This window comes from Exiguobacterium sp. UBA6309 (assembly GCF_002439205.1).
Taxonomy (GTDB): Bacteria; Bacillota; Bacilli; order Exiguobacteriales; family Exiguobacteriaceae; genus Exiguobacterium_A.
On record NZ_DJTL01000025.1, the window covers coordinates 221,556 to 236,861 of the forward strand.

General features: G+C 46.2%; 18 protein-coding genes. 6 read left to right on the forward strand and 12 right to left on the reverse strand.

Annotation, left to right across the window (positions count from 1 at the left end):
- Positions 1-26 precede the first annotated feature (26 nt).
- From ytpR to B3M90_RS07600, 3 genes are read right to left on the reverse strand one after another with little or no spacing between them, the layout of a single operon-like run.
- Entirely contained in the window at positions 27-635 is a 609-nt protein-coding gene (ytpR, locus tag B3M90_RS07590; protein ID WP_214852783.1) for a YtpR family tRNA-binding protein, read from the reverse strand.
- Positions 636-688: 53 nt separating this feature from the next.
- A complete protein-coding gene (locus B3M90_RS07595; RefSeq protein ID WP_290783226.1) occupies positions 689-1,486 on the reverse strand; it encodes a DUF1444 domain-containing protein in 798 nt (265 codons plus the stop codon).
- A 53-nt stretch (positions 1,487-1,539) separates the two neighbouring features.
- Entirely contained in the window at positions 1,540-1,848 is a 309-nt protein-coding gene (locus B3M90_RS07600) for a thioredoxin family protein (protein ID WP_214852781.1), read from the reverse strand.
- A gap of 126 nt (positions 1,849-1,974) precedes the next feature.
- Between B3M90_RS07600 and B3M90_RS07605 the strand changes: the two genes are divergently transcribed.
- Entirely contained in the window at positions 1,975-2,265 is a 291-nt protein-coding gene (locus B3M90_RS07605; RefSeq protein WP_056062721.1) for a hypothetical protein, read from the forward strand.
- Positions 2,266-2,353: 88 nt separating this feature from the next.
- On the opposite strand, the gene B3M90_RS07610 is transcribed toward B3M90_RS07605, so the two are convergent.
- Both B3M90_RS07610 and B3M90_RS07615 read right to left on the reverse strand, forming a co-directional pair.
- On the reverse strand, positions 2,354-3,367 hold the full coding sequence (locus tag B3M90_RS07610; protein WP_214852777.1) for a PTS transporter subunit IIC: 1,014 nt from the start codon (positions 3,365-3,367) through the stop codon (positions 2,354-2,356).
- 179 nt (positions 3,368-3,546) lie between these two features.
- Complete coding sequence (locus B3M90_RS07615) at positions 3,547-4,617, reverse strand: M42 family metallopeptidase (protein ID WP_214852775.1); 1,071 nt, start codon at positions 4,615-4,617, stop codon at positions 3,547-3,549.
- 119 nt (positions 4,618-4,736) lie between these two features.
- On the opposite strand from B3M90_RS07615, the gene B3M90_RS07620 reads away from it, so the two are divergent.
- Together B3M90_RS07620 and B3M90_RS07625 are read left to right on the forward strand one after the other, a co-directional pair.
- On the forward strand, positions 4,737-5,039 hold the full coding sequence (locus tag B3M90_RS07620) for a PepSY domain-containing protein (RefSeq protein WP_012371126.1): 303 nt from the start codon (positions 4,737-4,739) through the stop codon (positions 5,037-5,039).
- Positions 5,040-5,108: 69 nt separating this feature from the next.
- A complete protein-coding gene (locus B3M90_RS07625; RefSeq protein WP_214852773.1) occupies positions 5,109-5,465 on the forward strand; it encodes a DUF1304 domain-containing protein in 357 nt (118 codons plus the stop codon).
- A gap of 37 nt (positions 5,466-5,502) precedes the next feature.
- On the opposite strand, the gene B3M90_RS07630 is transcribed toward B3M90_RS07625, so the two are convergent.
- A complete protein-coding gene (locus B3M90_RS07630; RefSeq protein WP_214852771.1) occupies positions 5,503-6,018 on the reverse strand; it encodes a hypothetical protein in 516 nt (171 codons plus the stop codon).
- A gap of 116 nt (positions 6,019-6,134) precedes the next feature.
- Positions 6,135-6,776 carry a tRNA (guanosine(46)-N7)-methyltransferase TrmB gene (gene trmB / locus B3M90_RS07635; protein ID WP_035406161.1) on the reverse strand — a complete coding sequence of 214 codons (642 nt, stop codon included), beginning with the start codon at positions 6,774-6,776 and terminating at the stop codon, positions 6,135-6,137.
- 176 nt (positions 6,777-6,952) lie between these two features.
- Between trmB and cydS the strand changes: the two genes are divergently transcribed.
- The 3 genes from cydS to budA all read left to right on the forward strand — a co-directional run bounded on the left by cydS (position 6,953) and on the right by budA (position 9,634).
- Positions 6,953-7,054, forward strand: a complete 102-nt coding sequence (cydS, locus tag B3M90_RS14540; RefSeq protein WP_414651135.1) for a cytochrome bd oxidase small subunit CydS — start codon at positions 6,953-6,955, stop codon at positions 7,052-7,054.
- A gap of 163 nt (positions 7,055-7,217) precedes the next feature.
- Complete coding sequence (gene alsS / locus B3M90_RS07640) at positions 7,218-8,909, forward strand: acetolactate synthase AlsS (RefSeq protein WP_056062730.1); 1,692 nt, start codon at positions 7,218-7,220, stop codon at positions 8,907-8,909.
- 11 nt (positions 8,910-8,920) lie between these two features.
- Positions 8,921-9,634, forward strand: a complete 714-nt coding sequence (budA, locus tag B3M90_RS07645) for an acetolactate decarboxylase (RefSeq protein WP_214852765.1) — start codon at positions 8,921-8,923, stop codon at positions 9,632-9,634.
- Positions 9,635-9,674: 40 nt separating this feature from the next.
- Here the strand turns inward: budA and B3M90_RS07650 are convergent, their stop codons facing one another.
- Genes B3M90_RS07650 through B3M90_RS07670 form a run of 5 tightly spaced genes read right to left on the reverse strand, consistent with a single transcriptional unit; the run spans position 9,675 to position 15,254 of the window.
- Complete coding sequence (locus B3M90_RS07650) at positions 9,675-10,475, reverse strand: phosphotransferase family protein (RefSeq protein WP_056062733.1); 801 nt, start codon at positions 10,473-10,475, stop codon at positions 9,675-9,677.
- Positions 10,476-10,526: 51 nt separating this feature from the next.
- Complete coding sequence (gene pulA / locus B3M90_RS07655; protein WP_290783228.1) at positions 10,527-12,668, reverse strand: type I pullulanase; 2,142 nt, start codon at positions 12,666-12,668, stop codon at positions 10,527-10,529.
- Between the two features lie 34 nt (positions 12,669-12,702).
- The gene (locus B3M90_RS07660; protein ID WP_290757761.1) at positions 12,703-13,578 is read right to left on the reverse strand and encodes a hypothetical protein; all 876 of its coding nucleotides are present in this window, start codon (positions 13,576-13,578) and stop codon (positions 12,703-12,705) included.
- A gap of 1 nt (position 13,579) precedes the next feature.
- A complete protein-coding gene (gene thpR / locus B3M90_RS07665; RefSeq protein ID WP_290757758.1) occupies positions 13,580-14,098 on the reverse strand; it encodes an RNA 2',3'-cyclic phosphodiesterase in 519 nt (172 codons plus the stop codon).
- Between the two features lie 7 nt (positions 14,099-14,105).
- Entirely contained in the window at positions 14,106-15,254 is a 1,149-nt protein-coding gene (locus B3M90_RS07670; RefSeq protein WP_056062742.1) for an MFS transporter, read from the reverse strand.
- Between the last annotated feature and the right edge of the window lie 52 nt (positions 15,255-15,306).

Sequence of the window (15,306 nt, forward strand, 5' to 3'; positions counted from 1 at the left end):
TCCATCTTGTTAAAAAATCGGTCGAATCATCGACCGATTGAGAATGCTTCCCCTACTGCTGATGTATCATCAAGTACAAGAATCCCTTTTTCTTGTGGCGCATTGGCAAGTCCGAGCTCACGCGCTGAACATAGCATACCACTTGACGGTACGCCACGTAATGCTGAAGGACGAATGATTAACCCAGACGGCATGACCGCACCCGGTTTAGCGACGACGACCTTTTGACCCGCTGCTACATTCGGCGCTCCACAAACGATTTGTAAAGTTCCGTTATCCACCTCTACCTGACAGACCGATAATTTGTCAGCATCCGGATGCTTCTCACAAGAAGCAACAAACCCAACAACGAATTTCGGAGAATAGTCAACTTGTTCGAGTGACAATTCGATATCTCGGTTTGCAAGTTCCTTTTGGATGCGTGTTGCCAATTCTTCCGTCAATTCAACCGGTCCTCGTGACTCGATCGTAAATGTATTCGACGCCTCAAACAAGTTGTAACCAATAATACGATCACCATGCTTGATTGTTGCTACGTCTCCTTCACGAGTCGCCGTCACTTCCGCACGTGGTGCGTCTTCTAAAATGATCATTAAGACGTCACCGACGCCCTCTTTATTATAAAACACATTCATTCAATCCATGACTCCCTTCCGTCTTTCTCACAATGCCTATTGTATCAGATTCTTTACTCTTTCGGCTGCTTGTTTTTCGCGAGGACGAAGACCGGCTCTAGATTGTCATCTTCATATAAGAATGGCAATGCCGTAACAGGTACACGACCGTTCGAGAAGAAATCAAACATGAGTTGTTGTAAGACATCATATCCAGCGTCATTGCGGATATCGGCAAAAATCAAGACATCCTGGTGTGGAATACCAACAGCGAATTCCCCTTCGATTCGCGCCGCGTAATCAGCTAACAATGTCTTGTTCAAGACACGACTCGCCTCATATCCGTCTCCAAGACTCAAGAAATAAAAGATGTTCCCCGCTACTTCATCTTGTTTAAATGGCGCATCGAGCGATTTCAGGTTAAAACGTGCAGCTTCCGACAGCTGTTCAGCCGTCCATTCTGCAGATGCCAATAACTCTTCGTCAATCAAACGATATGTCGCCCCTAAATCAAGTGCGTACATGATTTTCGTCTCACCAGTATGTGGTGTGCTGACAAGCGTTTTTCCTTCTTTTGTCGTATCAGCAAACGATTTAGCCCGAATGACAGGGAATATTTTCTGTTCTTGTCCAATGAGTGAAATTTGATCCGTTTGTCCGAGTACAGCACGGATGTATTCGATCGTCTCTTCGACTGCGATGACACCTCTTCGTTTTGCTTTTGCGACGAGCGGGTTCAATCCGACATCAACGCCTGATTTATCATGCTTCCGCTCAATTCGTAACACGGACTTTTCACGATCGAAATACGTTGTATAACCTTCTTCTTCGAATGTTTGTGTCATCATTCTTCGGATTTGTTGTAGTTCCACTTGATTTCATCCTTTCTATCATGAAAAAAAGCGAGTCAGCGCTCGCTTTTTTCTTAAACGGTTTCTAAAAATGCTGTCACTTGTTCTGGTGTCTTCCGCTCTTTGCCGACATAACGCCCTGTTTCTTCACCATCTCGGAACGCGACAAAACTTGGAATTCCGAAGATGTCCATTTCCTGGGCAATTTCAATGTGATCGTCGCGATCGACATAGTAAAATTCGAACGCGTCAAACGTCTGCTCGATTTCTGGCATGAACGGATCTAAAAAGCGACAATCGGGGCACCAGTTTGCTGAGAATAAAAAGACGGTCTTGCCTTGTTTTGCTGTATCGAATTCTTGTTTGGATTGTAATGTTTTCATGATGGTTTCCTCCTTTAATTTCCCTAGAAGTCATTGCCCTCATCATAGCATATTCAAATGTGACTGTGCGTTTTTGTGCTCGGTTTGCTATACTGCAACTAGAAAACACCTTGAAAGGACTTCACTATGGCAGATCAACCAATCAAACATCCGTTCGAACGCTTCGTCGGCTTCATCGGCATGACGAGTTGTTTACGTTACGGCTATTCCTTCATTGATTCCGAACGGAGCTTACCCGAAATCTTTTTATATTTAGTTGTCGGTTTCGCGGTCATCATTCTACTCGAAGCACTTGGAAAACGACTTGCTCGGAAATTACCTGTCGTGCGCATGCGTTACTTGATACCCCTCTATCTCGTTTATCTTTACATCTTCTTCACGAGTTTTTATTCGAGTTCATTCGGATTCTCTTTATGAAATGAAAAAAAGCTGATTCAAAAGGCATGTCCTTGTTTATCCACCATTCGGTCAAACAGACACATTCTTTAGAATCAGCTTTTTGTACTTAATATTCGATTTTCAAGTCACCATCTTGAATCCGACCGAGTCGAAGTAATAACCGATAGATGAGATAGCTGATGATGCCAGGCGCAATAAAACATAATACGATGACGGCTACATAGTATTCCATTTCAAACCCCATCGTCTTCAACAACATCAATGGACCAACAAAACCACTCGTCCCCATGCCCGAGCCTTCTGGGTTGCTCTCAAGCATCAACAGAACAGTCGCGAATGGCGCTAGGATAGCACCTGCGATCGTAGGCGGAATGAGAATCCAAGGATTGCGGATGATGTTTCCGACTTGGAGCATCGATGTGCCGATACTTTGTGCGATGACGCCCCCGATTCCGTTATCACGATAACTGATGACACCAAAACCAATCATTTGAGCGGCACAGCCGATCGTCGCAGCACCCGCAGCAAGTCCATCCAATCCAAGCATGATTCCAAGTGCAGCACTTGAAATCGGCGCTGTCAATGCAAGTCCCATTACAGTAGCAATGAAGATACCCATGAACAACGGTTCGCGTTCCGTCCCCCAGCGAATTATTTCACCCAGATCGGTCATGCCTTTTCCAATCCATTTCCCGGCATAACGTCCAGCAACGAATCCAACTAGCAACGTGACGAACGGCGTCAACAGAATATCGAGTCGCGTCGTCTTTGACACGAGTTTTCCAATTTCTGTTGCAAGTAGCGTCGCAATGTAACTACCTGCCGGTCCGCCAGCTTCATATCCAAATGCTCCAACCGCAACTGCTGCAAATAAGATGAGTGGCGGTGCTTCAAGCGCAAACGCTACGGCGACACCGATCGCTGGTCCCGTCAGAGCAATCGCCTGCTCGCCTAATTGAATAAGAAACCTTGCTTCGATACCACGATCTACCAACCCTTCTCCGATTGTTTGAACAATCAAGCCCATGATCAGCGAACTGAATAAACCAAGCGCCATATAACTTAATACAGTGATGAAATATACTTTAGGGCTAAGTGAAATTCCCTTTTGCTTGAACATCTTGTCACATCCTTTACTCAACATCGCGTATCATTATACCAAATCCACTTTCGATTCGACTAGGCTGTTTTTCCAACTGACAAGACAATCAACATCATTATGTTCTCACTACAATAAAATAGACGACGGATTATAAGTCCGCCGTCTATTTTATGAGAATGGTCCTCCCCGTTCGTTATTTACTTGACTTGCAATGTTGCAAGCGTCGTCGTATCAAGATTCGTGACGAGTTTTCGTAGCAATTCCTTCGCCGCATCATAATCATCTGTATGCATGATTGACGCATGGGTATGAATATAACGTGCCGGTAAACCAACGACTGTTGTTGGAATACCATTGTTCGAGCGATGGATGACACCGCCGTCCGTTCCACCTGCACCGACGTAGTATTGATACGGAATCTTGTTCGATTCTGCCGTATCAAGGACATAATCCGTCATCTCTTTCGAAAGAATCATGACGCTGTCTTTAATACGGAGTAATGGTCCTTGTCCGAGTTGACCAAATTCCGTTTTGTCTCCTGACGCATCATTGGCTGGAGACGCATCGACGACGAACGCCACATCAGGATCGATAAGTGTCGTCGCTGTTTGGGCACCGCGCAATCCGACTTCTTCTTGAACCGTTGCACCAGAGAACAAAATGTTCGGATGATCCGCTGCTGTCGTCTCCTCCAACAATTCGATTGCCATTCCGACACCATAGCGGTTATCCCATGCTTTCGCCATGATTTTCTTCGGATTCGCCATCGGTGTGAATGGGAAAAATGGTACTGCCGGAATACCCGGACGTACACCAAACGATTCTGCTTCTTCTTTTGAATCCGCACCGATATCGATGAACATGTCTTTGATTGCCATTGGCTTATTGCGTACTTCTTCTGTTAATAAGTGTGGTGGAATCGACGCGATGACACCAGGGATGATACCGTTGTCTGTACAGATCGAGAAGCGTTGGGCAAGCAATACTTGACTCCACCAACCACCGAGCGGTTGGATCCGTAACATCCCATTCTTCGTGATTTGTGTCACCATGAATGCCACTTCATCCATGTGTCCGGCAACCATGACTTTCGGTCCTGTCGCATCCCCTGTTCGCTTCCCGAAAATCGAACCCAGTCCATCTGTAACGATCTCATCCGTGACAGGTGTAATGCGTTCGCGAACGAACTGACGCACCTCGTGTTCAAACCCTGGTGCCCCATTTAATTCCGTCAATGTTCGAAATAACTCTCTCGTTTTTTCATTCATATGTATCGCCTCCTGTTACCCATTATACAAAAAATTGCTTCAATCACTTAACCTTTTGTTTCTCTCTGAACGAATTATTTGGTACAGTAGGAATAGAACCTGTAAGGAGGGGAATTTTAATGAAAAAACGCTATTGGATTATCGGATTGGCAGCAGCTGTCGTCGCCGCTTTCGCAGTGAAGAAGGCCGTTGACAACAAACAACTTTCTGCCGAAGAAGCGCTCGAAATCACGAAACGCACATTTTCAGCAAAAGGACGTGTCCAAGGTGCATGGATCTCTGCAACACCGGAGGCTTACGCATATGAGTCACGCGACTACCAAAGCTATAAAGGTGGCATCTCGGTCCTTGAAGGTGATGACGAAAAAACGTATCAATTCACAGTCGATGCCGAAACTGGCGCATTACTCGAATACGCTTAATCAGAAGACCGTGCTTCAATCGATGAAGTGCGGTCTTTTTTTCACGTTCCTATAAAGGAGGTATGATTCATGTCCATTCTTGCTACTATCTTCGTTTTACTTGTTTCCTTAGAGCACTTTTATATCATGGCTCTTGAAATGTTCTTTTTATCCTCTAAGGCGGCACGACGTACATTCGGACTGACGGATGAAGCGGTCGCATCTAAGCAAATCCAGACGCTTTTTGCCAATCAAGGTCTCTACAATGGATTTTTAGCTGCTGGTCTTCTGTTTGGTCTGATCCGTGAAGATATTGCTGTCCAATTGTTCTTTTTAGCTTGTGTGATCATTGCCGCACTCTATGGCGCCTTGACGGCTAATCGCTCCATTTTACTTAAACAAGGATTACCCGCCATACTCGCTTTCATCTTTATATTGTTAGCATAAAAAAAGCCTCTACCCAAACGGGTAAAGGTTTTTTTGATTAGCGCGGGTTATCGTTGCGCTCATAAATCGGATTCATGTATTCCGAAGTAGAGTACAAACGTGGTACGACGATGTATAAGACGATCGCTGGTACAGCGATGATCAACAACATCAAGAGTACCGGTAACCAGTAAACGACTTTTTGATGAAGATTGTCCGAGTTGCTGTCGATGTATTCTTTTACGCCGTCAACTTTTGCAGCGTCGGCACTCGTCAACAATTTACCGCTATCGGCATTGAAGAAGTGGATTTCACGTTTGATTGTGATGAAGATGCCGTCACGGACTGTCTTGATGACAGCGATTCCGCCAATGACTTCTTCTCCTTTTCCGTTCGTGAACGTCTTCGGATCCTCGATTTCGACCGAACCTTTTTTATAATCGTAATGCGTCGTTGGTAATTCCTCATCTAATGCTTTTGTCATTTCTGAGGTATCAACCGCAGCAAGTACCGATTGACCGATACTTAATGCGAGAAAGAGCGCCGTTACGAAGGCTAAGCTTTTCTGCCACATCCCCAAATTCCCCCTTTACCTATAAGTACAAGTTCTTCAGTCAACAACATTGTACCAATTAATAAGAAAAAAGTGTGAAAGAAATACCAGGAAAATAAGAAAACTTTTTGTCTAAATTAATTTTGGTACGTTGCTTCCATCCGATAAATCGGTTGACCCATTGAAGAAAAACGCTCTTCATACTCTGTCCGGACGTTATCTTCCGGTTCATTCGCATGTAGATCAAGCGACATCCAGTCGAAGCGCATGCCGTACGCCGACATCGTCATCAGACTCGATTCAAACAACTTGCGATTATCGGTCTTAAAGTGAATTTGTCCTTTCGCAGGTAAGATATCTTCATACGTTGAGAGGAACGTTTTATACGTCAAACGACGTTTCGCATGACGTGTCTTCGGCCATGGATCCGAGAAGTTCAAATAAACGCGCGCTACTTCACCTTTTTCGAAGTAATCACGTAAATCTTTCGCATCGACTGTCAAGACGCGAACATTTGCTTGTGGAGCCTCTACTAATTTTTGAACGATCGTCACTGCTACGCTCTCAAAAAGTTCAATCGCGATGAAGTTGATCTCCGGATGTTGGTTTGCCATCCCTGTGATGAAGGCTCCTTTTCCTGACCCCACTTCGATGTAGATCGGATTATCATTCTTGAACTCCGTTGCCCAGTTTCCTTTCAGGGATGCTGGTTCTGCTATATAGATTGAGGATTGTTCCTTCATATAATCCTGCGCCCATGGTTTATGTCGTAAACGCACTATCGTTCATCCTTTCCAAACTTAGATTATCCGCAGATAAGTTTATCATGATTCGGGTAATTATATAAGAACTTCTTCAATCCCGATTGAAGAATGTTCAGCAGTTCGTCACTTGAGAAACAGTGAGCAATCTACTACACTAAAGGTACGTAAGAACTAAAAAGGAGGGCTATACCATGGAAGACTTCTTGATTGCTTGGGGCTCCCCCATCGTTCTCGTCATGGGCATCTGTGCCTTATTCGTCTGGGCGACTTTCGGAAAAGTCGACGTTGAATAAGCGCAATCTCTGTACCTTGTGTAATCGTACACAAGGTACTTTTTTTATTCTCTAAACGAATTTAGGTTGGATTTACCATGAAACAGATGTATACTTTTTTCGAAACAGATTATTTATTACAGCTATCGAACACCAAAAAACGTTGGTAAAAAGGAGAATTGTAATGAACGAAAATAAAAACAGTGATTCAAAAGAACTAGTACAGAAGAAAACAGGTGCAGACTTAGTCGTCGATTCACTCATCGAACAGGGTGTAGATTACATTTTTGGTATTCCTGGCGCCAAAATTGATTCCGTCTTCAATGTGTTACAGGATCGGGGACCTGAACTCATCGTTGCACGTCACGAACAAAATGCTGCATTCATGGCTCAAGCCATTGGTCGCTTGACAGACAAACCAGGCGTTGTACTTGTAACATCTGGCCCAGGCGCATCAAACTTAGCGACAGGTCTTGTGACAGCAAACTCTGAAGGTGACCCAGTTGTCGCAATCGCCGGAGCCGTTACACGAGCAGACCGCTTAAAACGAACACATCAGTCCATGGACAATCAGGCACTCTTTACACCGATTACGAACTTCAGTGCAGAAGTGCAAGATGCCGATAATATTCCAGAAGTACTGTCCAATGCTTTCCGAACAGCGGAAACGACTTCCGGGGCTGCTTTCGTTAGTATCCCGCAAGACGTCGGATTGAGCGAAGCGAACGTCACGGCATTCCGTGCGGTTGAAGCACCGAAGCTCGGTGTTGCACCAGAAGCTTGGGTTGAAGAAACAGCTCGTTTGATCCAAGATGCGAAGCTACCTGTCTTGTTGCTCGGTATGCGTGCGAGTCAGCCGGACGTCGTACATGCGATTCGTTCCCTGCTCAAACACGTCTCGATTCCTGTCGTCCAGACGTTCCAAGCGGCCGGCACATTATCACGTGAGCTTGAATCGAATTTCTATGGACGCGTCGGACTATTCCGTAACCAACCGGGAGATGCACTGCTCGCAGAAGCGGATCTCGTCCTCTCGATCGGCTATGACCCAATTGGCTATGATCCGAAATTCTGGAACCAACCGACGCACGACCGGACGCTTGTCCATATTGATCAAATGCGTGCTGAAATTGACCACTTCTATCGCCCAGACCGCGAGCTTGTCGGTGATATGGCGAAAACGGTCGATGCAATCGCTGAGCGCCTGCAACCACTCACATTACCTGAAAGTTCAGCTCAATTCCTTGAAGGATTACATCAACGTCTTGTCGATCGTGATGTTCCTCCTGTCGCGGATTCTCCGTTGACGCACCCACTCTATTTCATGAAGACGTTACGTGAAAAAATTGCGGATGATGTCACGGTCACAGTCGACGTTGGTTCTCACTATATTTGGATGGCACGTCATTTCCGTTCGTACGAACCACGTCACCTTCTCTTTAGTAATGGGATGCAAACGCTTGGTGTCGCGCTTCCTTGGGCAATCGCAGCAACACTCGTACGTCCTGGTAAGAAGGCCGTCTCGATTTCAGGTGATGGTGGATTCCTCTTCTCGGCAATGGAACTTGAGACAGCTGTTCGTTTGAACTCACCACTTGTCCACTTCGTATGGCGTGATAGCGGATTCGACATGGTCGCGTTCCAACAAGAGATGAAATACAAACGGAAATCCGGTACGTCATTTGGTGACGTCGATCTCGTCAAATATGCTGAGAGTTTCGGAGCAAAAGGATTACGCGTCAATCATCCATCTGAACTAGCCGCAATCATGGATGAAGCACTCGCGACAGAAGGACCAGTCATCGTTGATGTTCCGATTGATTATCGCGACAACATCGCGCTCGGAGAACAAGTTCATCTCGATCAATTGAACTGAGGAGGATTCACATGACACACGATAAAACGCTCGTCCAGATTTCAACGATGATGGCACTGCTCGACGGAGTATTCGAGAGTGAAGTCACATACGCGTCCGTTATTGATCAACGAAATTTTGGTATCGGAACGTTCGACCACTTGGATGGTGAGATGATTGGTTTTGATGGTCAGTTCTACCAGCTCCGTTCAGACGGTAGCGCTCGACCACTTCAGCCTGAGACGACAACGCCGTTTGCGACATTGACCCGTTTCGTGCCAGAGCAAACGCTCTCCGTGACAGAAGAGATGTCAAAATCGGAATTCGAACACTGGTTAAATGAACAACTACCGACGATCAATAGTTTTTATGCCGTTCGAATTGATGGAACGTTCACAGAGGTGCAGACACGTACCGTCGCACGTCAAGAGAAACCGTTCGTTCCAATCACGGAAGCTGTCGCCTCTCAAAGCGCGCGTACTTTCGAACAAACGGAAGGAACACTCGCCGGTTACTACACACCACGGTTCGGTCACGGTATCGCCGTCGCTGGATATCATCTTCATTTCATCGATGCTGAACGCGCGGGCGGAGGCCATGTCTTTGACTACACGGTCAAGAACGTCACCGTCACATTCGAAGAAAAACCGCAGCTTGATTTACGTTTACCAACGACTGAAGCGTATCGGTCGGCGGATCTTGAAAGTCATGATATTGAAAAAGAGATTAAAATCGCAGAAGGTTAATCAAAAAAGCGTGTCGTTCCTTTTCGGAATGACACGCTTTTTAGTCGTTCGAGTATTCAAGTAACTGTTCTAGAAAATGATAACTGTCCTCGACATCCGGATGACGCATATCTTCATACCAATACAAGGATAATACAGCTTGCGCTACGACATACCAATGCATTCGTTGTTTCAGATCATTCGTCAACGGATGACCATAATGCTCAAACCATTCGGGCCAAGCCGCTTCATCGACATAACTGTATAACATCATCCCGAGGTCATACGCACGGTCGGCAATGATCGCATCATCCCAGTCGTTCAGGTAGAGTTGACCGTCCGCTCCCGTTAACCAATTATTATGATTTAGATCTGAATGACAGACGACTTGTTCATCCGTTCTTACTTGCTCCAGATTTCGTTCGAGATAATCCATCGCAAGTTCTACCAGTTCTGGATTCTCTAAGTCTTCTGGTTGAAAATATAAGTGACATTGGCGCAATAACTCATCAGGCTCGATCGGACGTTGGTCAAGCTGTTGTAGCATGAACAGCAATTCCTTCGAATCATGGATTTTCCCAAGCAAACGCGCCACTTCCGGACGTTCCATCATTTCCGGCTCCAACTCGTCGCCTTCAATGAATTGTTGCGCACTGATGACATCCCCGCTATAGATTCGTTTCGTCCATAATAATTTCGGGACGATTCCGTCCGCGGATAAAATCGCCAAGAACGGCGATGAATTTCGTTTTAAGAACAATTTTGATTGTCCGGTTGAAGCGATGTACGCTTCTCCTGTGATTCCACCTGCTGGCGTAAGGGTCCAGCCTTCGCCAAGCGCATCTAAAATATCTATTTCCATTATAATCCGCTCAACTTTTTTAGTAGATTTGCCTAAGGCACAATGCTTATCTTAACACGTCGCAATCGTCGTTGACAACGGAAGGACTTGAATCCTATCGACACCTTTCAGAAGCGGGTCGACCGAGGCATCATCCCCTTGGACATGTACATTCCAGCGCGAGTGATCGAGTGAGACTTCCACGATTTCGTGCGTCGTATTGTAGACAACGAGCGTGCGTTGCCACGCATCGTACGAATGGATCGCTTCGACTTCGTAGGCGATGACACCCGGACGTAAGTTGATGAAACGAAGCAGTTCTCGAACCTGATTCGCCCGGTGTAGACGGAATCCGCCATGCATTCTGCGAATTTGTAAAATCGTCTTGATATACGTAACGAGGGAGAGATGATCATCCCGGCGTTCCCAGTCCATTCGGTTGATTTCGTCCGATGCATTATAACTGTTTTCGACACCTTGTTTCGTACGCAAGAACTCTTGACCCGCATGCAGAAACGGAATGCCTTGCGCAAGCAAAGCGATCGTTTGAGCTAATCGACTCATCCGTAATAACTGAAGTTCGTCCGCTTCCGGACAGGAGATCTTCAATTTGTCGTACAGCGTATGGTTATCGTGCGCCTCGACATAGTTGATCGAATAAGTCGGTTCCGGAAAACGTCCATACGTTTGGTTATTGATATGAACACTACCCGCAATCCCGTTTCGGACCTCTCCTTCTTTCCATCCGTCTCCGGCAACGAATCCTCGATCGTATGCACTGAACGTCGATCCTTTCAAGGCATCACGGAACACGTCATTAAAATGAGCGATTCGCGGCATTTGCGCAGCCGAGGCGCTCATCGCTTTGAATCGTTCCGGCAATGCCGTCGCAAGATCCCAGCCCTCTCCATACACAAGAATCGTAGGATCAATCGCATCGAGTGCTGCACGTACTTCATTCATCGTCTCAATGTCATGAATGCCCATTAAATCAAATCGAAACGCATCAATGCGGTAGACACGAGCAAAGTACGTCAAGCAATCAACGATGAGTCGACGCATCATGAATCGTTCGGATGCGGTATCGTTTCCAACACCCGTTCCGTTTGAAAGTGTGCCGTCTACTTCATAACGGAAATAATAACCCGGAACGAGCTGTTCAAGAGAGGAACGCTCCCGAACAAAAACGTGGTTCATGACGACATCGAACGTAACACGAATCCCTGCTTCATGGAGTCGCTCCACCATATCCGCGTATTCTCGGACGCGAACGAGCGGTGCGACCGAACTCGCGTAGCTCCCAGCTAATCCGAACCAAAGCATCGGATCGTATCCCCAGTTATATGGCGACCTTGTTCGTTCATCGGTCGTTTCGAAGAAGTGGACCGGTAACAGCTGCAGATGCGTAATCCCGAGATCAAGAAGATAATCAAGACCTGTCGCATGTCCACGAGAAGAAACTGTTCCACGTTCCGCCACCCCTGCATATTGTCCCGGATGACTTGAACCAGCGGAACGATCAATCGTAAAATCGCGAATATTTGCTTCATAGATGACAGCGTCCGACGGTTTGACGAACAGAGGACGCGCGACTCGCTTTGGAAACCACTCGGAAATCGTCTGTTCAACGTCGGCGATGACACCGTAACGACCGTTTACCGATATCGCATGAGCGTATGGATCGACGACTTCATGTGTGCCAACGTAAGTCGTCACTTCATAGCGGTACCATCGTTCTGCTGATTCTTGCCCAAGTCGAAGGTGATAGGTACCTTGCTCTTGTCGCTCCATCTTGTGTCTTCCGAGTACCTGTTCATCTTGATCGTATACGATACACACGATTTGCTCTGCGACAGGCGACCAGACAGCAAAATGATACGTATCGTCTTCTTCCCAGACACCGAGTTTCTCTTCGTAACGGTACTTTCGCTCGAACGCTTCCGTCCGAACTAATCGATCAGGAACGACACGGATTGACCTGCCTGCTCCGAACACCTCATAGCGGCATTCTAACTCGACTGGTTCAAGAACCGTTAACTCATAAATCACGAACTGTTCCTCTCGATGCGTTTCGGTCTGTTGAATTTCAAGCGGTTTCCCATCACATTCAAGCGACCAGTGGATTGACGGATTGCCTTCGACCTCGACTCGGATGCTTCGAAACGATGAGAACTCTGCCCGGATCACCGGTATTACCACCTCTTGGTTCGTCATGTCTTTCGCAACGACAATGCCGTCGCTTCCTCCCCTACTCTTGAATTCGTGACTGCCCTTCACTTAGAATTGCCATTTGAAACGGAATCGATACGGTCTCTTTCAGGATTTTTTCACACACCCGCATCTGAAACGCTTTTGTATGCGGCGCACTTGCATTCATTCGTTGTAGCCAGTTTGGAAACTCGACTTTATTGACGTAAGTCGTCGTCGTTTCTTTTGGAATCTGATCAAAATAACCTGAAGGTGCTAAAATGACTCGTTCGATCGGCAAGACATAATCTCGCCCAAGTACGACTCGTAGAATATCTTCCGTCCGTTTTAAACCGATGTTCGGATTCAAAATTTGTTTTGCGGATGCCTTGAACGGTTGTTCCCGCCACAACTTATCTCGCCGGATATGATAGATACTTTCGTCACCGTCAAGCCATTCCATGATATAAATCGCGGATGGACCGACGACGAACGGACTCAATTCGACTTCCCCGACTTGATATTGAATGACGGCGCGATAAAACATTGCATACTGTTCATTCAAGAGATGTAACATCTGATAAAAGTCTAAATGACGTTTTAACGGAATCCGCCAAATGTCCTCTTCGCCCGCTCCACCAGTAACGTTTAATAATTTTTGTAACTCGAGACGTTTTTTGTACCATTTATCAAACGCTCTTCGAGATAATTGTTTACCCGGAAGTTGAATGACTTCGCTTTTTTTCATCACTTGCCACCACTTCTTCGGACGGATGAGCGTTTCCCCGGGAAATAATTCTCCAGCCTCCCATCTACGATAGACATGAGCGTAATCAAGTGCCTGATGTTCACCGAACCGTTTTGTCATCTCAAGCGGATTTTTTTCAAATCGACTATCTAAGTCATATAGTTTCATCAAGATTGCGATGGGGATCACCTCATTCCTCTTTACCTAGATGAATCCGGTAAACCGGTTCATATCGCGGCGAAACGCCTAGTCGTACTTCAAACAGAATAAGTTCACGAACAGTCCATTCCACCGGTTGTATCGGATTCGTCGTCCATTCTTCCGCCTCCGTGCGCCACTTCTTCGCGATCGTGACATGCGGAACGAATGGTTTAGTCGCACTTGGATCAATCAGACGCACTAATCGAAACAATTCCTCTGCTTCTGTTCCGAATCCGACGACACGTGGTCGCTCGTTTTGTCCAAAGGTAATTAGACGATCCAATCGAAGTACGAAAGGTTCGATCGTGCGCGCAATCTCCTGCAGTTGCTGTTTCCACGATTGTTGTTCTTTTTCACCCAATGGACCAAAAAAACGAAGCGTCAAATGGTACTCTTCTAACGTATAGACATTTCGAAAGTAATCAGATAGAGATAAACGATTAGCGATATTCGCTAAATCTTCAGAAGGAATCGGTAAGGCAACGAAAAAGTGTCGTTCCTGTCTCATCGTATCTTCACTCCTTCATTCGACCACTGACACTGTACAAGACGGCACCAAGAATACTGCTAATTGTATATACCCAAAAGACGGTATAGATTGTACTTTGGTCTAGCACAAACCCACTCATCAAGTTAAACAGTGCTGTCGCTAGCCCTGTCGTCGTTGCCATATATGTACTGACAGCTGTTGCGACCATCGTCTCTGGAACGAGTGACCGAACATAGTCTAACGCAACAGGGATCAACAATCCGACGATCATTCCTTGCATCGCAGACAATACCCAAAGCATGACGATCGGAAGCTCTAATGCGATCATCGCCGTACGAGCAGCTGACAGCAAGGAAATGAAGACAAGAACTGGAATCGCTCCGAATCGTAACAATAGACGCGAAGCGATGCGCATGAACGGGATTTCGCACAGAACGGCGACGAAGAACAAGGTCCCGACGAGCGCGGTCGTCTCTCCACGAATCGTGACGTAGCTGCCAAAGTAATAGTTATTGGCGAAGATCGGTCCGAAGATCAAACTCCCTCCCGCTAAGAATAACAAGAAGCGTCGATTCGAAAAAAGTTGTTTCAACGGTACCTGTTGTTGATGTGAAATGTGTACGCTCCCCGTTTCTTCAATACCGATCAACACAAGAAAACCAAGAACCCACGCTGCACCGGTCGCATAAAAAATCAGACCAAGTCCACCCTCCTCAGTGATTTGTCCAAGGATGAAGACGGCTAAAGCAAAACCAGCTGATCCAAAAAGACGCAAGGCGCCATAATCTACCTTACGTTTTCGTGTATATTCGATCGCTAATGTATCAACGAGTGGAATATGCGCGCACTGGAACAATGCCCAGACACATGAAATCAACAGTAAAAGTAGATAAGCGGACGTCAGTAAGTAACTTAATGTAAATACTCCAGCGGCGAGCATGGCAACGAGTAAGAGACGTTTCGGCTTTCCGAGTCGATCTGCCGCGATGCCCCAAACGGGCTGTAAGAAAATAGAGAGAATCGGTCCGATCGCAACGATTGTACCAATCTCTGAAGCGGACAGACCGAACGCATCGCTTGAAAAATAAAGCGCAAGATACGGAATGAGTGCACCTTGTCCAAAGAAAATAAAGAAATATAACGCTTGGAAATGATAAGTTTGACGATTTTTCACACGGAACTTCCTTTCAAGAAGCAATCCCCCCATCTCCACGATGCGGGGGATC